This window comes from Flagellimonas lutimaris (assembly GCF_051494225.1).
Lineage (GTDB): Bacteria > Bacteroidota > Bacteroidia > Flavobacteriales > Flavobacteriaceae > Flagellimonas > Flagellimonas lutimaris_A.
Map to the genome: position 1 here is coordinate 146728 of NZ_JBNPYE010000008.1, position 19558 is coordinate 166285.

The 19558-nt window shown below is 41.4% G+C and carries 20 protein-coding genes; 14 read left to right on the top strand and 6 right to left on the bottom strand.

Features of this window, described 5'->3' with window-relative positions; genetic code table 11:
* Position 1: 1 nt before the first annotated feature.
* The 5 genes from ACQQ5U_RS14930 to ACQQ5U_RS14950 are packed head-to-tail and all read right to left on the bottom strand — an operon-like array spanning position 2 to position 4209.
* On the bottom strand, positions 2–928 hold the full coding sequence (locus ACQQ5U_RS14930) for a hypothetical protein (protein ID WP_437398718.1): 927 nt from the start codon (positions 926–928) through the stop codon (positions 2–4).
* Positions 925–2016: a hypothetical protein gene (locus ACQQ5U_RS14935; RefSeq protein WP_437398719.1), complete on the bottom strand. Its 1092-nt coding sequence runs from the start codon at positions 2014–2016 to the stop codon at positions 925–927. The genes ACQQ5U_RS14930 and ACQQ5U_RS14935 overlap by 4 nt, the downstream gene beginning before the upstream one ends.
* Positions 2017–2025: 9 nt before the next feature.
* Positions 2026–2949 carry a hypothetical protein gene (locus ACQQ5U_RS14940; protein ID WP_437398721.1) on the bottom strand — a complete coding sequence of 308 codons (924 nt, stop codon included), beginning with the start codon at positions 2947–2949 and terminating at the stop codon, positions 2026–2028.
* The gene (locus tag ACQQ5U_RS14945) at positions 2946–3959 is read right to left on the bottom strand and encodes an interleukin-like EMT inducer domain-containing protein (RefSeq protein ID WP_437398723.1); all 1014 of its coding nucleotides are present in this window, start codon (positions 3957–3959) and stop codon (positions 2946–2948) included. The genes ACQQ5U_RS14940 and ACQQ5U_RS14945 overlap by 4 nt, the downstream gene beginning before the upstream one ends.
* 25 nt (positions 3960–3984) lie before the next feature.
* Positions 3985–4209, bottom strand: coding sequence for a hypothetical protein (locus ACQQ5U_RS14950; RefSeq protein WP_437398724.1), 225 nt, complete (start codon positions 4207–4209; stop codon positions 3985–3987).
* A gap of 1097 nt (positions 4210–5306) precedes the next feature.
* Here ACQQ5U_RS14950 and ACQQ5U_RS14955 point away from each other — a divergent pair.
* From ACQQ5U_RS14955 to ACQQ5U_RS15000, 10 genes are all read left to right on the top strand, one after another.
* Complete coding sequence (locus tag ACQQ5U_RS14955) at positions 5307–6182, top strand: AraC family transcriptional regulator (RefSeq protein WP_437398726.1); 876 nt, start codon at positions 5307–5309, stop codon at positions 6180–6182.
* A 92-nt stretch (positions 6183–6274) separates the two neighbouring features.
* Entirely contained in the window at positions 6275–7573 is a 1299-nt protein-coding gene (locus ACQQ5U_RS14960) for an L-fuconate dehydratase (RefSeq protein ID WP_437398727.1), read from the top strand.
* 11 nt (positions 7574–7584) lie between these two features.
* The gene (locus tag ACQQ5U_RS14965; protein WP_437398729.1) at positions 7585–8922 is read left to right on the top strand and encodes an alpha-L-fucosidase; all 1338 of its coding nucleotides are present in this window, start codon (positions 7585–7587) and stop codon (positions 8920–8922) included.
* A gap of 2 nt (positions 8923–8924) precedes the next feature.
* Positions 8925–9704: an SDR family NAD(P)-dependent oxidoreductase gene (locus ACQQ5U_RS14970; RefSeq protein ID WP_437398730.1), complete on the top strand. Its 780-nt coding sequence runs from the start codon at positions 8925–8927 to the stop codon at positions 9702–9704.
* A 46-nt stretch (positions 9705–9750) separates the two neighbouring features.
* Entirely contained in the window at positions 9751–10605 is an 855-nt protein-coding gene (locus ACQQ5U_RS14975; protein ID WP_437398732.1) for a fumarylacetoacetate hydrolase family protein, read from the top strand.
* 1 nt (position 10606) lies between these two features.
* Complete coding sequence (locus tag ACQQ5U_RS14980; protein WP_437398733.1) at positions 10607–11440, top strand: amidohydrolase family protein; 834 nt, start codon at positions 10607–10609, stop codon at positions 11438–11440.
* A 43-nt stretch (positions 11441–11483) separates the two neighbouring features.
* Entirely contained in the window at positions 11484–12263 is a 780-nt protein-coding gene (locus tag ACQQ5U_RS14985; RefSeq protein ID WP_437398735.1) for an SDR family oxidoreductase, read from the top strand.
* An 11-nt stretch (positions 12264–12274) separates the two neighbouring features.
* Positions 12275–13588 (top strand): L-fucose:H+ symporter permease, encoded by a 1314-nt coding sequence (fucP, locus tag ACQQ5U_RS14990; protein WP_437398736.1) that lies wholly within the window; start codon positions 12275–12277, stop codon positions 13586–13588.
* Positions 13576–13923, top strand: coding sequence for an L-rhamnose mutarotase (locus ACQQ5U_RS14995; RefSeq protein ID WP_437398737.1), 348 nt, complete (start codon positions 13576–13578; stop codon positions 13921–13923). The genes fucP and ACQQ5U_RS14995 overlap by 13 nt, the downstream gene beginning before the upstream one ends.
* The gene (locus ACQQ5U_RS15000; RefSeq protein WP_437398738.1) at positions 13920–15104 is read left to right on the top strand and encodes an alpha-hydroxy acid oxidase; all 1185 of its coding nucleotides are present in this window, start codon (positions 13920–13922) and stop codon (positions 15102–15104) included. Before ACQQ5U_RS14995 ends, ACQQ5U_RS15000 begins: the two co-directional genes overlap by 4 nt.
* Positions 15105–15520: 416 nt before the next feature.
* Here ACQQ5U_RS15000 and ACQQ5U_RS15005 read toward each other — a convergent pair whose 3' ends face one another.
* Complete coding sequence (locus ACQQ5U_RS15005) at positions 15521–15733, bottom strand: DDE-type integrase/transposase/recombinase (RefSeq protein WP_437398803.1); 213 nt, start codon at positions 15731–15733, stop codon at positions 15521–15523.
* Positions 15734–15791: 58 nt separating this feature from the next.
* Between ACQQ5U_RS15005 and ACQQ5U_RS15010 the strand changes: the two genes are divergently transcribed.
* The 4 genes from ACQQ5U_RS15010 (at position 15792) to ACQQ5U_RS15025 (ending at position 19532) form a co-directional block, all read left to right on the top strand.
* Positions 15792–17207: a serine hydrolase domain-containing protein gene (locus ACQQ5U_RS15010; protein ID WP_437398739.1), complete on the top strand. Its 1416-nt coding sequence runs from the start codon at positions 15792–15794 to the stop codon at positions 17205–17207.
* Positions 17208–17944: 737 nt separating this feature from the next.
* Entirely contained in the window at positions 17945–18478 is a 534-nt protein-coding gene (locus ACQQ5U_RS15015) for a RidA family protein (RefSeq protein WP_437398740.1), read from the top strand.
* A 19-nt stretch (positions 18479–18497) separates the two neighbouring features.
* Positions 18498–18932 (top strand): DUF6624 domain-containing protein, encoded by a 435-nt coding sequence (locus tag ACQQ5U_RS15020; protein WP_437398741.1) that lies wholly within the window; start codon positions 18498–18500, stop codon positions 18930–18932.
* Between the two features lie 24 nt (positions 18933–18956).
* The gene (locus ACQQ5U_RS15025; RefSeq protein WP_437398742.1) at positions 18957–19532 is read left to right on the top strand and encodes a Crp/Fnr family transcriptional regulator; all 576 of its coding nucleotides are present in this window, start codon (positions 18957–18959) and stop codon (positions 19530–19532) included.
* The last annotated feature ends 26 nt before the right edge of the window (positions 19533–19558 follow it).

Sequence of the window (19558 nt, forward strand, 5' to 3'; positions counted from 1 at the left end):
TTTATTTGTGATTTAAAAGTTGTTCCAATTTTTTGAGCCGCTTTTCTTGTCGAGCAACTGTCATTTTCAACTTGTTCATTTCTTTAAGCCTTTCTTCCTGTTCCAAAATATAAAGGGTCAGTTCCTCGATCTTCTCCAAGAGCCGTTTGTTCATCTCCCCCAATTGTATCCCATTTTCCTCTACTTCCTTGGCCGAGGGGATATTGATGAGATGGCCTTTTTCCTTGATATGTTTTTCCACTTCCTCCAAAGTGGGGAGGTCATATCCTTCCTCAAAAACATAATCGGCCCAGCCCCCAACTTTCACCATTACTTCATTTGACGTTAGCTTACCTCTGATTCCTAGATTTCCATTGTTGCCATTTAGGTACATTGAATAATAATTGGGGTTGGAGGCATTTGCTCCTCCAGTTCCCCAATAGAAATTTCCATTGCTGTGCATACCAAACATCAATTCATCCGATAGTCCTGGATTAAATACAATGGCCCCGTTGCTTCCAAAAACCTCAATTTTATTTCTAAATCCATTGACGGAGGAAATTGGATTATAGCCGCTAATGCTCAAAGCCTGTGATTTCAAAATTCCATTTACATCGAGTTTGGAACTGGGAGAGTTGGTATTTATTCCAACATTACCTGATGGACTTATAGTAAGATTGTTGGCAAAACCATACCCGAGTCTAAGAAAATTGCCCGTAGGGTCATCCTGAATTGTAAAGTAGTTCCCACCGGTAAAATCACCGTCACTGTCCAACAACAAATAATTTTTAATTTTTATGGGACCCTGTGTGGACATAAAATTGGATGCCCCTGTTTGTATTAAATGTCCATCGTTGATGGTCACATTGCCATTGCTCGGGAAATTATTGGTCTGTCCCAATAGGGTGGAAGTGGCTGTAAACAATAAAATGGGTATACAATTTTTCATCGTTCCTGATTATTTAAAACTATCTGAAGATTTTTCATTTCCTTTTTCTGCTGCATCAACTCGCGCTTCAGTTCTGCTATTTGACCGTTCTCCTTTTTCAAGGCAATGACATAGAGGGTAAGCTCCTCAATTTTTTCCAACAACAATCGGTTCATATCCCCTAGGGCAATCCCATTGGCTTCGACTTCCTTGGCCGAGGGGATATTGATCAAATGTCCTTTCTCCCGGATATGAAGTTCCACCTCCTCCAAGGTGGGCAAATCATAATCTTTGGCAAAGACATAGTCACTCCAAGTGCCTACCTCGACCTTAATCTCACGTGCACCGATGGAACCTTCCACGGCCAACTTATGGGATCCCGTGCTACTGGTGCCGATAGCGACGCTGCCATTGTTGTAAATTGACAATTTGCTGCTGCCATCGATCTGGAACCCTATTCGAGAAGATGGGGAGCCTCCTGTGTAATTCAAATACCCATTACCGTCACCGGAAGTGAATAGGGCCATCTTGTTCCCCAAAGTATGTGTGGATGCAATTACCCCCCTGACATCCAACGGACTTGTGGGATTGGCGGTACCGATCCCTACATTCCCCACAATCATACCGGGTAGGCTGGTCTTGTAGCCCACATCCTTTACACCTGTTCCGTTCAATGCCTCATCCACCACGGTCCAACCATCGAACATGGTTGAAGTTTCGCCCTTTCCATTGGCATAGACCCGAACATTGAACCTGGTGTAGTATTTACGGTCATCAATGAAAATGACCACCAAACCATTTTCATTGGCCAGCTTTATTGGAGGACTGTAAGATCCAGCTGAACTGGCATTGGACATATGAAAAAGATTATTATAGATGTACCAGTTGATCTTGATATCAATGGTGTTGGCCCCACCATATTCATAGCCTTCCAGCATAACGGTAGGCATGCCCAAACCATTTTGAAAGGGTAAATTCGTCTTGATTTTGATACCATTGGTTGGGGTTCCATTGAAATAATAGGAGACGGGATTATAATTCTGCGCATTCCCGGAACAAAGTCCCAAAAATGCTATTACCACGAACGAAAGGAGAAGTTTTTGTTTCATTGAATTGTTTTAGAATTTGTTTTCCATTTTTTTAAGGCGTGCTTCAAAATCTTCTAATTTTTTGTACTTCTCCTCCAACTGAAGTATGTACAAGGTCAATTCCTCAATCTTTTCCAACAACTTCATGTTCATCTCCCCAAGTTCAATGCCGTTCGCTTCCATATCCATGGCGGATGGGATATTGGGCAAATGCCCATGGGCCTTGATATAGTTTTGAACTTCCTGTAGGGATTGCAGGTCATACCCCTCCTTAAATACATAATCAGGCCCGGGAACTGAAAGATCTACCTTTACTTCCTCGGCATGGACAGTTCCTTTTACCGAAAGCTCGGTATCTGGGGACGATGTGCCAATGCCAACCCTGCCAGATTGGCCAACATAAAGGTCCGGGGTGCCGGTACCTGATAATATCAATCCCCCTAGAGAGGTATGCCGAATGGAAGCATTGGTATAACCAGCCCTATGGAATGAAAGGACAACATCCCCCGCATCGAGATTTTGAAGTTCCAATGTATGCCTTCCCGTTTGCCAATAAGAGCCAGTGGGAACGCCAATATCACCAACAATGGTCGCGGTCCCACTGACATGTAACTTCTCCTCAGGCGTGAGGGTTCCTATCCCTATCTGACCTGTATTCCTTATCGTCAAAATCCTCGTTGCACTGCTGACCGAACTTCCCTGGGAGATCGTGAGTCGATTGTCCATGGTGTGGGATAAATGAAAAATCGTATTTCCATTATTGGGAAGAAAACTTACGGATGGCGTAGCGGATTGATTGAAGAGCAATCGATTATTATTGGAGCTCCAAACTTCAAGTGGACTGCTTGGGTTCGTGGTCCCCACGCCGACATTTCCCGTTGTTGGAAATGAATTGGTCTGCGCAGCTAGAGAGAAGTTAATGCCAAAAAGTAAAAGTGCAGTTTTGAATTTCATTTTTCGTGTTTTAAATTATGGGATGTGCTTTCTTTGATATCCCTATTTTGGAACATCAATTCAGTTAGCATTGATTTGAGAAGATTGTTCTCCTTTTTAATTTCAATCATATAAATTGTGAGTTCCTCAATCTTCTCGAGGAGTTTCATATCCATTGACCCCAGATCTATGCCCTCCTTTTCCATGAGTTCAGCCGATGGGATATTGGGCAAATGCCCATGGATCTGGATATAATCGTCAACCTGTTCCAGGGATAGGAGCCCATAGCCTTCCTCAAACACATAATCAGGACCTGGAACGGAAAGATCGACCTTGACCTCCTCGGCATGTATCTTTCCCTTGACCGTGAGTTTGGAATCAGGGGTTGACGTTCCAACACCGAGATTGCCCAAATGGTCGACCATCAGGGAAGCTCCCGTGGCCTCCCCATCGCCACTTATCAGGGCATTGGTCAGATTGTTGCCCACAAAGGCGTCCTCTATCAACCATGTTCCAATGATGGCACGCTCCGAATTGGCATCCCGGGACTGCATGACCTCGTAGGCAATGTGATTGGGGACCACATTGGAGGTAGAAGTCCCCGACCCCCTAAAAATAGCGGCATAGGGCCTCCTAGACCCCGAACTCAAGCCCCCTCCCAACTTATAAAGCCCAAGCCTTCTGGCAGCAGTCTGTAACGAAGGGGTAACGTTTGCCTCCCATGCATCATAGGAAGAAAGCACTCCAATCTGTGATCTTTTTAAGCCATTCAACGCATTGGCCAAGATATCTGAAGCCGATGCGTTCCCGTAGGTGTCGTATACCGTGGAAGACACATGCTGGTGGGTAGCAGCGTCGATGATGGTCAGACACAATCCCCGGCCACTGCCGTTGACCACATATACAGAGCCCAATTTCACCTGCCTGTTCCCGGAATAATTATAACCTGTACCCCGCACATATAGACTGGTTTGGGCGTTGGTGCTGAGCACCATAAAAAAAAGGAACATCGAAATGGAAAAATTTTTCATTTGTCTTAAATTTTTGAAACATCAATTATTTTATACGAAGGCCTTTCCCCAAAGCTGTTTTGCCACCATATACTTGGATAAAAAATATGTTGAAGGTCCTATATGAAAATGATGTGCTGTCCGTCTCATTCGAAGTGACCTCAATGTCTATCTTGGATGCCAATTGAGGATCATAAAGGGTTGATGGCCAATTGAACCAATACGAATTGCTTGAGGGGTCAGAGGTAAGGGCCAGCAAATGGCCATTCATGGGCGCCATTGGCCCGCCAATCCCAAAAATGTGTTCCCAACGGAAGTTTTGAAAGGATTTTGAAAAAATCCACGCAGGTACTTTTAACAGGAAAAAATAACTATTACTAGAAGTAAATACAATATTCAAAAGTCAATGGTAGTTGTTTTTTGTAGGAAAAATAGGCTTTATTTTTTTAATCCGATTACACTAAAACCTTAAAAAAACTGGGGTTTTTCCACAATAAAACCAATGTTCGAATCACAACATTCAAGATATTAGCTATTTAAGACAAGATTCCACCCAGGTACAAATCCGAGAAATAATCGATCTCGACTATCGATAAGCGCTGCCATCGTCACAAGCCACTATCCAACCATACCGCCCCCCCAGATTCGAACCTGAAGAGCAAATCCATTGACCGTAAAAACCTTTGCATCCAACAGACCAAGGACAGGTCGCCTTTTAGGTCACATCATAATTTAATTGTATTTGCCACTATTTGACCTTTAGCCTAAAAACAAAAAAGACCAATAATCGTTGATTATTGGTCTTTAGATATTAAAGTCGGGGTGGCAGAGTGCGACAACACTAAATATTCAACTGTTAATCAGTGATTTACAATTAAATAGTGAGACTTGGTCACCTTTTTGGTCTTTTTTTCAGTCAATTATGGCTTTATAGAAATTGAAGATACCAAATAATATTTTAGAAACTGGGTGTAAATATACGTCCATATCATATCACCCAAAACGGAAAAAAGAGGGCATGGTGAAACTACATATAAATCACTTATTATCATTAATTTATAATAAACACATAAATGCGTCAAATTATCCATCATAAGTGGCTCTCATTATCCATCCTATCCACCTCAGCACATTTGACCTTCAATTGTTCGAGATGGCTGAGTTTCAACAAATCGACCTTGGGCGTTCCCGTGTCCTTGGTTTACTCCCTTACACCAAAACAAACACTGAGAAGAATATGGACCCGTGCATAGATCAAAGTAGCAGTAACAAAATGCAAATTTCCCAAAACAACCGTATTTCAAAAAACTTCACTGTACATTTCCAATACTTTTTATACATTGCTAATTATCGTAATGACTTCCAAAAATGAAACTGCATCGGTTAAACAGATCTAGCCCCGACAATACTTCGATAACGGTATCCCGTAACAAGGGAAAAAGCTTTTTGAAAGTATGGCATTTTCATGAAGAGTTGGAATTGGTTCAAATAATTGAAAGTACGGGCACACGGTTCGTCGGAGATCACATTGGAAAATTCCAATCAGGCGAAATCATCCTTTTGGGCAAAAATCTGCCCCATATGTGGCTCAATGACGATATCTATTTCCAAAACGACAGTTGTCTGAGAGCCGAAGCAATTGCCGTTCACTTTAAAGAATCCTTTATGGGAAAAGAATTTTTAACCCTCTCCGAAATGCGGCCGTTGGTCCATCTGTTCAATACCGCGTCACAAGGCATCATATTTTCAAATGTTCCCTCAAAAACCACAAAAATATTTGAAAACTTAGACACTTTGGACCCTGATTATAAAATAATTAAGACACTTGAAATCCTTGTCCAACTAACAAAGGTCAAGAATTATGAACTGCTATCCAGCAGGGTCTTTCTCAATAAATTTCACCAAACTGAGGACCAAAGGTTAAATCTTATATACGAGTTTGTGTTCCAAAACTTTTATGATCCCATCAGCTCAAGGGATATGTCTAAATTGACAAACATGAACCCATCAGCCTTTAGCCGATATTTTAAACGTGTCCACAGAAAACCATTCACAAGGTTTCTGAATGAAATAAGGATAGGCTACGCCTGCAAACTTTTACTTGAAAACCAGGAAAGCATCACCTCCATAGGGTATGCATGTGGCTTTAACAACATATCCAATTTTAATAGGCAATTCAAGTTGATCAAAGGGGAAAGCCCAAAATCCTTCTCAAAGCGTTTCAATAGAAACATTAGGGCCTAACTGCAAAAAAAGTATTGAAATAGGTAAGAAAACAGGTGGGGGTTGTTCATCAATACCCATAATTTTAACAAAATTGAATAGCTAGCCCCTTTATGACAATCACCAAAGCCATTATAAAAGATATACGGTTCCCGACTAGCAGGACCTTGGACGGTTCCGATGCCATGAATCCCGATCCCGATTATTCTGCCGCCTATGTTATCCTAGAAACGGATTCACCGGATGGGCATGAAGGACATGGACTCACATTTACCATAGGTCGCGGGAACGAAATATGTGCCACCGCCATAAAGTCCATGTCACACCTAATTGAGGGAAAGAGCTTGAAAAGCCTCACATCGGATATGGCAGGCTTTTGGAGAATGATTACGGGAGACAGTCAATTGCGTTGGCTTGGTCCGGAAAAAGGCGTTATCCATTTGGCCACGGGAGCAATGGTGAATGCCATATGGGATCTTTATGCCAAAGTGGAAGAAAAGCCCCTGTGGAAACTCTTGGCAGATATGACACCCGAGGAACTGGTGTCCTGTATCGACTTTACCTATATTACGGATGCCATTACTCCGAATGAAGCTATGGAACTTTTGAAAAAACAGGAGAAGACCAAGCAGCAACGTATTGATTACCTCTTAAAAAATGGCTACCCAGCTTACACCACCTCAGCTGGATGGTTGGGCTATTCCGATGCAAAAGTGAGGCGACTGTGCCGTGAGGCCAAAGAAGCAGGTTTTAAACATCTTAAAATGAAGGTGGGCTCCGATTTAGGAGATGACATGCGTAGAGCCGCCATAATTCGAGAAGAAATAGGTAGCGATTTTAAACTGATGATGGATGCCAACCAAAAATGGGATGTGCAAGAGGCCATTGAGAACATGGCAAAATTGAAAAAATTCAACCCTTGGTGGATTGAGGAACCCACAAGTCCAGATGACATCATAGGGCACGCCAAAATCGCAGAGGCCATTGCCCCAATCATGGTGGCTACTGGGGAGCATTGTCAAAACCGAGTCATTTTTAAGCAATTGATGCAAACCAATGCGTTTCAAGTTTGCCAAATTGATAGTTGCCGTGTGGGCGGTGTAAATGAAAACCTCGCCATTATGCTGATGGCAGCCAAGTTCAACATTCCCGTATGCCCGCATGCCGGAGGCGTTGGCCTTTGCGAATATGTGCAGCATCTATCCATGGTCGACTATATTTGTATAAGTGGCATTATGGAGGACCGAGTTATTGAGTATGTGGACCACCTTCACGAGCATTTTTTGGATCCTGTGATTATTAAAAATGGGGCCTATATGCCTCCGAGCATGCCTGGATACAGCATTCAAATGCAACCAAGGTCGATTCAAGATTACAGCTTCCCCAACGGAGAAATATGGAAAAACAGCTAAACAACCATGTCATGAAATTTAAATCAACATTAATTGCCCTATCCTTGCTCTGCAGCATATTTACCTATGGTCAAGGACAGAAAAGCTACAAGCCAACCCCAGAAAACCAAGAAGCCAGAGAATGGTTCAAAGAAGCCAAGTTTGGACTGTTCGTGCACTGGGGCGTCTATAGCATATTGGGTGATGGCGAATGGGTCATGAACAACCAAAATATCCCTATAGACGCCTATGAAAAATTACCCGCTTTTTTCAATCCCATTGGATTTGATGCAAATGAATGGGTGAAAATGGTTAAAGACGCTGGAATGAAATACATTACCATTACCAGCAGGCACCACGATGGCTTTTCCATGTTCGATACCAAAGCCAACGCTTATGATATTGTGGACAGTACTCCCTATGGGAAAGATGTACTAAAACAATTGGCCGAAGCCTGTAGAAAAGAAGACATTAAGTTGTTTTTCTATTACTCCTTATTGGATTGGCACCATGATGATTATTTCCCAAGGGGAAGGACTGGGAAGGACATCCCAGGAAGAGGCAATGGTGACTGGGACAAGTATATCGATTTTATGAAGACCCAGCTCACCGAGCTTTTGACCAATTATGGGGACATTGCCGGCATTTGGTTCGATGGTCATTGGGACCAAAAACAATGGGACGGCAAAAAATTTGGAAAGCTACAAGTAGATTGGCATTATGATGAAATCTATCAATTGATTCACGACCTGCAGCCCCACTGCCTTATAGGCAACAACCACCACCTGGCCCCTATTGAAGGTGAGGATTTTCAAATGTTCGAAAAAGACCTCCCCGGAAAGAATACCACTGGTTTTGGCACCTCCGCTTCAGATATTGGTCAATTACCCATGGAGGTATGCGAGACCATCAATGGTTCATGGGGGTTCAATCTTCAGGACAGAAAACACAAGTCAGAAAAAGAGCTTATACACTATATGGTGAAGGCCGCCGGGTACGGTAGCAATCTTTTGCTCAACGTGGGCCCTATGCCCAATGGAAAAATTCAAGAGGAGCATAAGGAGTCTCTGAAGCAAATGGGCAATTGGATGCGTGAAAACGGGGAAACCATTTATGGCACTTCTGCGGGGCCGGTTCATCCAACGGAAAAAATAGCATTCACCCAAAAAGGTAAAAAATTGTATCTGCACATACTCGATCAAAGCGACAAAGTATTCATAAAAGACTTTGATCTTACTGTAAAAAATGTAAAGCTCTTCAAGGATAAATCTACCTTGAAACATCAAAAAAATGGATTTGGGTTGCTGGTACAAGTTCCAAAGGATAAAGTGGATTCTGTGGACACCATTGTGGAAATAACCCTAAAATAAAAATGGCGACATTCAATTACAGTAATAAAACCGTGCTGATCACAGGAGGTGGCAGCGGAATAGGCGAAGCCCTTTCCAAACAGTTCGCTCTCAACGGGGCCAACGTCCATATTTTGGACTATCAACTGGAAAAAGCAGAACAAGTTGTTGAGGAAATCACCAATGCAGGTCATAAGGCACAAGCACACCAATGCGACGTTTCCAAGCATGAACAGGTCAAGGAAGTTATCAACGATATTGCGGCCAAGCATACCTTGGACGTGCTCATCAACAATGCTGGCATTGCCCATGTAGGAAACATTGAGGGCACAGCGGAGGCTGATTTGGACCGACTTTACGAGGTGAACATCAAAGGAGTCTATAACTGTATCCATGTCGCTATCGGAAAAATGAAGGAACAAGGCTCGGGAGTCATTCTCAATATGGCATCCATAGCCTCTTCTGTGGGCATTTCGGACAGGTTTGCCTACTCCATGACCAAGGGAGCGGTATTGACCATGACCTATTCGGTGGCCAAAGACTATATTGGTGATGGCATACGCTGCAATAGCATATCACCTGCACGGGTGCATACCCCATTTGTGGATGGTTTCATTGCCAAAAACTATCCAGGTAATGAAGCAGAAATGTTTGAAAAATTGTCCAAAACCCAACCTATTGGCCGTATGGGAAAACCGGATGAAGTAGCCCAACTGGCTCTTTATCTATGTTCCGATGAAGCATCTTTTATCACTGGAACCGATTTCCCCATAGACGGGGGCTTCATTAAGCTGAACGGTTAGAGCAGAACAGCATAATAAAAAGTAGATAATAAAATAAGAACAAGTAATGAAACTAATACGATTTGGGTCAGTAAATGAAGAAAGACCAGGTGTGGAACTTGATAATGGCACCCGTATGGACGTCAGTAAGTTTGGAAAGGATTATGACGAAGCCTTCTTTGGAGGCAATGGCATTGCCGAACTTAAGGAATGGCTGATGGAAAATGGCCAGGATTGTCCTGTGATTGATCGTGGTACGCGTTTGGGAACTCCTTTGGCACGTCCTTCCAAAATAGTTTGTGTGGGCCTTAATTATGCAAAACACGCACAAGAGAGCGGAATGGACATTCCTAAAGAACCTGTGCTGTTCTTTAAGGCCACTTCGGCCATTGTAGGGCCCAATGACGATGTGATCATTCCCAAGGGCAGTGCAAAAACCGATTGGGAAGTGGAATTGGCCTTTGTCATTGGAAAAAAAGCATCTTACGTGGAGGAAGCCTCGGCTATGGACCATGTGGCGGGCTATGTACTCCACAACGATTATAGCGAACGGGAGTTTCAATTGGAGCGGGAAGGCCAATGGGTAAAAGGAAAAAGTTGCGACACCTTTGCGCCTTTAGGCCCTTTTTTGGCGACCAAGGATGAAATCAAAGACCCACACAACCTCAACCTATGGCTCAAATTGAACGGGGAGACCATGCAGGATAGCAATACTTCGGATTTTGTGTTCGGTATTCCCAAACTGGTCAGTTACATCAGTCAATTTATGACCTTGTTACCCGGAGATATTATATCTACAGGAACTCCTTTTGGAGTGGGATTAGGTCTTACCCCACCCCGCTACTTAAAGCCCGGTGATGTTGTGGAGTTGGGTATTGATGGACTGGGCAGTTCCAAGCAACATGTAAAGGCATTTGAATGATATGACCATCGACAGCCATCAACATTTTTGGAAATACCATCCCAGCACCCACGCTTGGATCAACGATTCCATGAAAATCCTTAAAAAAGATTTCATGCCTTCGGATTTAGCTCCGTTGCTCCAAAACAACAAAATTGATGGCTGTGTTGCAGTACAGGCAGACCAATCTGAACAGGAAACCGATTTTTTATTGGAATGCGCCAAAGAACATCCATTCATAAAGGGAGTGGTAGGGTGGTTGGATATATGCGCTGAAGATTTGGACGAGAAGCTCCAAGAATATTCGCAGTATCCCATGCTCAAAGGACTCCGGCATATTGTACAGGATGAACCGGATGAGTACTTTATGCTCCGACCTGAATTTAGAAGAGGGATTTCGCTATTGGAAAAATACAGTCTTACTTATGATATCCTTATTTATCCGAAGCAATTATCCTCTACATTGGAACTTGTAAAAACATTTCCAAACCAATCCTTTGTATTAGATCATATTGCCAAACCTAAAATAGATGGAGCTGTTGATGACTGTTGGGCACATTATATAAAGGAATTAGGGCAACAAGACAACGTATATTGCAAAATCTCAGGTATGGTGACCGAGGCCACTTGGGGTAAATGGTATAAAACCGATTTCGTACCCTATTTGGATATAGTGTTTGAATCTTTTGTTCCTGAAAGGATTATGTTTGGTTCCGATTGGCCCGTGTGCCTATTGTCGGGTGAATACCAAAATGTTTTGGATATAGTCCAAACGTATCTTTCAAAATACAATAAGGATATTCGCCGTAAAATTATGGGGCAAAATGCCATTTCATTTTATAATTTAACCGTTTAACATGAACCCATGGGATAGTTACCCTCTTTGAATTCAACCAAACATGAATCTAGGACTAAAAAATAAAGTAGTATTGGTCACCGGGGGTGATAAAGGCATCGGGAATAGCATTAGCAATGTTCTTGCGGAAGAAGGGGCGGTACCCGTGATCATAGGGAGAAAGGAAAAAGATGTACTTGCCGCTGTTGAGGAAATTACCAAAAAAGGAGGTAAGGCTTTTTATGCCCTAGCAGAGCTGACGGACCATGAGCAATGTAGAAAAGCTATTGAAAGAGTGATAAGGGAATATGGAAGAATAGATGGATTGGTGAACAATGCCGGAGTCAATGATGGTATTGGACTGGAACATGGAAACTATCAGGATTTTAAACGTTCCTTAGAGCGAAATGTGGGACATTATTACGTGATGGCCCATTATGCGCTGCCCCAACTGAAGAAAAGCAAAGGAAGTATTGTCAATATTGGCTCCAAGACCTCAGTGACAGGGCAAGGCAACACCTCGGGTTATGCTGCGGCCAATGGTGCCAGAAACGCTCTTACCCGGGAATGGGCGGTGGAGCTTCTACCATACTCCATTCGAGTGAATGCCGTAATCGTCGCAGAATCTTTCACCCCCTTGTACAAGCGATGGATCAAAACATTTGACAATCCAGAGGAAAAACTCAAGGAAATCACGGACAACATCCCTTTGGAAAAAAGAATGACAACCACGGAAGAGATTGCCAATACCGTAGCCTTTCTCCTTTCAGAAAAATCCAGTCATACCACTGGTCAACTGATTTTTGTAGACGGAGGCTATACTCATTTAGACCGTTCTCTATAACAAATATGCATATGGCTGAACAAAAAATTGTATCTAAAAAAGTTCTTTTACCCTTTATTCTGATTACCTCTCTTTTTGCCCTTTGGGGCTTTGCGAATGCCGTGACCGACCCCATGGTGCAGGCTTTCAAAAAGGTGCTGGAACTTTCCAATTCCCAAGCCGCTTGGGTTCAGATGGCCTTTTATGGCGGATATTGCTGTATGGCTTTACCCGCAGCCCTTTTTGTTCGGAAATATTCCTACAAAACCGGTGTTTTGATTGGATTGGCCTTATATGCTGGTGGGGCCCTCATGTTCTATCCTGCTGCTATTACCGAAAAATTCTGGTTTTTCTGTTTAGGTTTATATGTCCTCACTTTTGGACTTGCCTTTTTGGAAACAACGGCCAACCCATATATCCTTGCCATGGGCTCTCAAGAAACTGCCACACAACGTTTGAATCTTGCCCAAGTGTTTAATCCGGTGGGATTGTTATTAGGGCTATTGATTGCCCAACAATTTGTGCTAAAGAATCTACAGTCTGATGATATTTTGGATTACGCCGCATTGGATACTGCCAAAAAAGCCTTGATCCGCACATCGGACCTTATGGTCATACGAGATCCCTATGTAATTTTAGGGTTGGTAATTATAGCGGTATTTGTGCTGATATTGGTCAACAAAATGCCCCAAGCCAAAGGCGATGGTAAAATACCCTCCTTAAAAGAGACAAGCAACGCCCTTTTTCATAAGCCTAAGTATGTGTTAGGTGTATTGGCACAAGTTCTGTATGTTGGGGCACAGATCATGTGCTGGACTTACATATACCAATATGCAGAGGCTATTGGTATGACAAGTGATACCGCGGCAAACTACCAATTTGTGGCCTTTGTCTTCTTTTTGGTGGGCAGGGCCATCGGTACATACATGCTACGGTTCATTAGTCCGGGGAAACTATTGATGTGGTTTGCCGTACTGGCAGGGGCCTGTGCTTTGGGTACCATTTTTATTGAAGGGCACTTGGGACTTTATTCGCTTGTGGGCATATCATTCTTCATGTCGCTCATGTTCCCTACCATCTATGGTATCTCCCTACATGGTTTGACCGAAGAAGAATCAAAATTGGGCGCGGCAGGACTAGTCATGGCCATTGTGGGAGGCGCTTTGATGCCCAAGATACAGGGGATGATCATAGATGTAGGAGGCAATGGCGTAGCTGACACCAAACTTTTAGGTGTTTCTGAGGTGAATTTTTCTTTTTTGCTACCGCTATGTTGCTTTGTCTACATCGCATGGTTTGGGTTAAAGACAAAAAATCAATTTGAAGGACAAGAATGGGAAATCTAAGAAGATACTGTTTGGCCTTGGATTTGGTGGATGATGAGGAGAGCATCAAGGCTTATGAAGCCCACCATAAAAAAGTATGGCCTGAAATAGTGGAGAGTATTAAGGAATCTGGTATTCAAGAAATGGAAATTTACAGGATAGGAAATAGAATGTTTATGATTATGGAAGTGGATGCTTCATTCTCTTTTGAAAGTAAGCAGCAGGCCGATGTCCAAAATCCCAAAGTGCAGGAATGGGAGAAACTCATGTGGAAATATCAACAGGCATTGCCTTTTGCCAAACTGGGTGAAAAATGGGCTCTCATGGATAAAATTTTCGATTTACCCACCGTATGAGAAATCAAAAACAAATACAGTTCAACCCAAAATACCCTTCTATAGAGGATTTAAGGGAAAAAGCACGGAAACGCATCCCAAAATTTGCCTTTGAGTATTTGGATGGGGGATGCAATGAAGAGGTTTGCATCAGAAAAAACACCTCGGAAATACGAGAAGTGGAACTCCTTCCCCGCTATCTGGACAGCTACCTAGGTGCCAATCCCACTACCGAGCTTTTCGGCATGACCTATGACGCCCCTTTTGGAATAGCTCCTGTTGGATTACAGGGCCTTATGTGGCCCAACTCCCCAGAGATATTGGCCAAAGCTGCATTTGACCATAACGTTCCCTTTATCCTTAGTACGGTAACAACTTCGAGCATAGAACGCATCAGTGAAATAACCGAAGGTAATGCCTGGTTTCAACTTTACCACCCCACGGAGGAATCCGTCCGCAATGATTTGATCAAACGTGCCGAAGCTGCCAGATGTCCAGTATTGGTATTGCTCTGCGATACACCTGTTTTTGGTTTTCGACCCAAAGAAATAAGGAATGGACTGTCCATGCCCCCAAAAATGAACTTGAACAACATACTACAAATTTTGGGCAAACCCCAATGGGCATTTGAAACCTTACGTCATGGCCAACCAAATTTTGAAGTATTGAAACCATACATGCCCAAAGGTTTAAATCTAAAGCAACTAGGATATTTTATGGACCAAACCTTCAGTAAGAGGATGGATATGGACAAAATTGCATCCATACGGGATATGTGGAAAGGAAAACTCGTACTGAAGGGAGTCGTAACAGAACCCGATGCTGAAAAGGCAATCTCATTGGGATTGGATGGCCTCATAGTCTCCAACCATGGTGGGCGACAACTGGACGCTGGGGAATCCACCGTCAAACCCTTACAACGCATTGTGGAAAACTATGGAGGTCGGATAACTGTGATGATGGACAGTGGTATACGTTCAGGACCAGATATTGCGAGGGTTTTGGCAAGTGGTGCCCAATTTACCTTTATGGGACGCCCATTTATGTACGGCACTGCGGCTTTGGGCAATACTGGCGGAGACCATACCATTTCATTGTTGAAGTTGCAGCTATCCCAAATTATGGAACAGTTGGGTTGTGAACGTATCGACCAACTCCCCGATTTCAAGAAAAACAATGGAAGTCCACGGATGAAGCGGTAAAAAACTGTCCGACTTTTTCTTGCAAGTCCAATAAAACCGGTGCCTATTTCGTGATACCGGACAAAACCATCGTTACCCCTATCATGGTCCAAACCGGCAAGATCATATCCGATGCCCAAGCACTTCAGAAAAACAACCCTAACTGTTATCCTTCCTTTATCAATAAACCGGATTTATAGTGGGTGGAATGACTATATAATATAAAGCATCCCCTTGGAAGAACCAAGGGGATGTGCTTTTTGGTATCAACCTGAAATCATGGCATCCATATCTTACCAGCCGAGATACAGGGGTTCATGGTAGGCCCGCTGTCCCAAACGTGCAAAAAGTGGTAGTAGTATACCACTCGAAACGGAAAAAAGTGGTTCTGTTGCATGAATCCATTACAATTCTATTAATTCAATAGAATTTTTGCATTAAGCTGCCAATGAACATAATGTTTTAAACACCGTCAATTTAGAATCTATGATTTGACCCTTCCTGATCATGTTCACAACTCCCTTGCCCGCCAACGTCCGATGTGCGGATTCCAATTCTTTAAACCCACAACTAATGATGATACGTCGCTTGATACTACGGTGGTCCTGGTCCACTATATTGTTCAGATACTTACATTGTCGAATCTTAATCCTTGTAACCTTAAAGCCAAAATTGTCGTCTTACAATAAACATAAAAATTTATGGACAATGAACAGAACTATAATAACTCTAATTCTACTTTCAACCACAATAATTGGTAAATCACAGAATTATAAAAAAATTGACTCATTAAGTGCTCACTTAATTGAAAAGTACAATTTGCAAGGTATTGGCATTGTAGGCGTACAAAACAATAAGGTTATTTATCAAAACTCTTTTGGGAAAACGAACCAAACCATTAATTTTTCCGATTCAACAAAAATATACATCGCTTCTAACACCAAAGCATTTGTTGGTCTGGCGCTATCAAAATTGGCAATTGAAAAGAAAATTGATTATTCATACCCAATTTCAAAATATATTCCATCCTCTTATTTTCCAGAAAAAATTGAAGTCGATAAAATAACCGTTCGGAATTTAATGCAACATACACACGGCTTATCCAACGACCCAATGATTTTTAGAACTGCTTATTCGGGAGAATTTCCATATGATTTAAGAGCATTATTAAAATTTACCGTTTATAGAAATGACACACTATCATATGATTTTAAATATAGTAATCTTGGTTATTTACTTGGCGGCATAATCATAAAAGAAGTTACAGGTCAAGACTGGAAAGAGTATGTTTCTGACAACATTTTCAAACCAATCGGCATGACTGAAACATCTGCACATATAGACTTTAAACAAAGTTTAGAAGCCTTGCCTTTTGAACATTTTTCCACTGAACCTATTTCATCAAGAAAATCTGAAAACACTTTGCACAGTGCTGGTGGCTTATATTCAACTTTAGGCGATATGGGAAAATGGATACGCATTTTTACTGATGAAAATCAAACATCAATTAATCCCAAATTATTAGTTGACTATTTAAGTGATAGAACTATAGTAGAAAACCGTATGGGACCATTTACAATGGATGAATATGGTAATGGTTGGATTTATGGAACTTTAATGGGAGAAAAATTATTCTTCCACTTCGGTAGTTTTAATGGCTATGAGTCTATAATGTCATTTCAACCCGAAAACAAAACAGGTGTTTTTGTATTTGTCAATGAGCGAGTAGGTGGGCAAAGGATTTCTGCAATGCTCTCTGCCTATTTCTATTCAATTATGTCGAATGATTCAAATGCTGACAGTAAGATTCAGATGTTCAGTCAATTCATTGACCCAATGTATGAGAAACCGAAAAAAGAAAGAACATTGTTCAGCTATGAAAATGTAGATGAGTTAACTGGGACATATTATAGTCCAAAATATGGTAATTTAATGGTGGATAAAAATAGTGGTGGATATACATTCTCCTTGGGCAGACTAAAAAGTTTTGCATATTTAGATAATGAAAATAATGGAATAATAATCGAGTGGACACCTGGAATTGAAGAGCATTTTACAATTTCGAAGAATCAAGGAAAAGTAAAATTAATTTATGATGATTTTGGAGAGTTTATAAAAAAATAACTACTGCCACTACCGTATGAGCCATTGCTTGGTCAGAGCTTATCTGGAAAATCCTTGCGGATTTTCAGTTTGGTGTGTACTTGCAAAGTTCAGTGCTAAACCACGCAACTTATAGCCGAAACCGCTATGAACAATTCGCCAAGGGCGAACTTTAATCTGAGAAACTTCGTTGCAATGCATCTTAAAGTAAATTGTTCACTACAGAGCGCTCAACCAAATTGCACCAATCGCACGACCCAGAATATCGCCCTTGTGCGGGCATCGAGCCAAAACAGTACACAACTCATGCTAAAAGCAATTTGGCCCTGTAATTTATACACCCAATAACGCGCAATCCAACAAGGGTACGTCCGCTCACGCGGACTCCTTGGCAAACCATGCCATAAGATTATAAGAAGGAAAGCTCTTTTGACATGGTTGAACGGATTTCGTTATATTTCCGTAGAAATCACAGCACTGCGTTTAGCGCTCTGTTAGGAACAATGCCTGCGGCACGTGTTTGCGGCACCAAGTGCCACCTGCAAACACTAAATGTTCCTAACGCCACGCAGTACGACTGCACATTCGCCACACCTCCGGGACCAAACCAATCATATATTCACTAAATTGCCTTTGCCACTGTACCTAATAGCGAATATGCGTCTAATGGCTACCATTGCTAATGGCAGCAAGCTGCCAACGCAACTCGCCATATCCGCGTGGCGTTAGGGGCAATTTAAACCAACCTTTGAAATAAAATGAAACCTAAGAAAAAAATGAAAAACAAAATCAGCTTTAAAGGTATAATAACAAAGTTATGGTTCTTTTTCATTCTACTAATTTTGAATGTCAATTTTGGATGTCAAGATAAAAGTAATAGCCATCAGAAAGTAATTGGCAAACCTGAAAAAAATACTATAATCAAGGAAAAATGGCATTGGGACAATTCTGCCAAACAAAGCGATAGTGCGGGATATGCTCAAGTGGTAAAAGTTGATAATACAATCTATATATCGGGAGTTCCAACATCTGATTTAAGTCCAGAAGGAATAACAAAACTATACAAAACTCTTGAACAATGTTTGAACGCCTTTGGAGCGACCCCAAAGGATGTTGTAAAAGAAACACTCTACACGACTGATATTGAGGAAATGAAAAAGTACAATAATGCAAGAAAAAGTTTCTATCAAGGCGACTATCCAGCAGCCAGTTGGGTTCAAGTTAGTAGGCTATACGAACCAAACGCCAAATTAGAAGTAGATTTAATTGCAGAAATAACCAATCCGAATTAATAAAACAATTTCCCTGTATATGGACACTGTCATCGCTAAGAAGATTATTGACTTAAAAAACAAGGACTTAAAACTTAGAAATGAACTCATAAAAAAAGAAAAACTTTCCAATGGATATAATGAAGAAATGGAAGCATTACACAATGCTAATGCGAAAGAATTAAGTCAAATAATTGATGAAATTGGATATCCGACAATAGATAAAGTTGGCAAAGAAGCAAGTGAAGCAGCTTGGTTGATTATTCAACATTCTATCGGGCAGCCCGAATTTATGAAGAAATCGGCAGAAATGCTTAAAAAATCTGTTCAAGAAAATAAAGCTGACCCAATTAGTCTTGCATATTTAGCTGACCGAATAGCGGTATTTGAAGATAAACCCCAACTCTATGGAACTCAATTTGATTGGGACAATAATGGCAAAATGAATCCTAATCAAGTTATGAATTCAAAGTAAAGGAGACCGTTGTAACACATTAAAATGCAAAATCTCATAACAGACATAAGAGCAACTATTGAAGTAAGTGATATAGATTTGGAGAAAATAATTGGGCAATTTCACTCCAAAACATTCAATAAATCTGATATAATTCCATCCATCAGGAAAACATCTAATCATATGCAGTTTATACAAAATGGACTGGTTAGAGTTTATACAATTGATAAACAAGCAAAAGAAATAACAATACAAATAGGAATTGAAAACATGTGGATAAATGACCTTTATAGTTATATCACTCGATCCCCTAGTGAAAATTATATAGAGGTATTGGAGTCCACAACCTTACTTCAAATACACAGGAATGATTTAAAAAAGCTTTTTAAAGAAGTCCCCGCAATGGAAAGTTTTATTCGATTAAAGCTAGAACAGTCGTACGTCAGATTGCACAACAGGGTATTTAATCAGCTTAATGATTCAGCAGAAAAACGTTATTTAGAATTTAGAAATAAGTATGGACAGATTGAAAACCGTGTTCCCCAATATATGATTGCTTCGTACCTTAACATTAGTCCTGAGCATCTCAGCAAAGTCAGAAAACATTTGACCCAAAAATGATTTCTTAATTCAGATTAAGGACATTG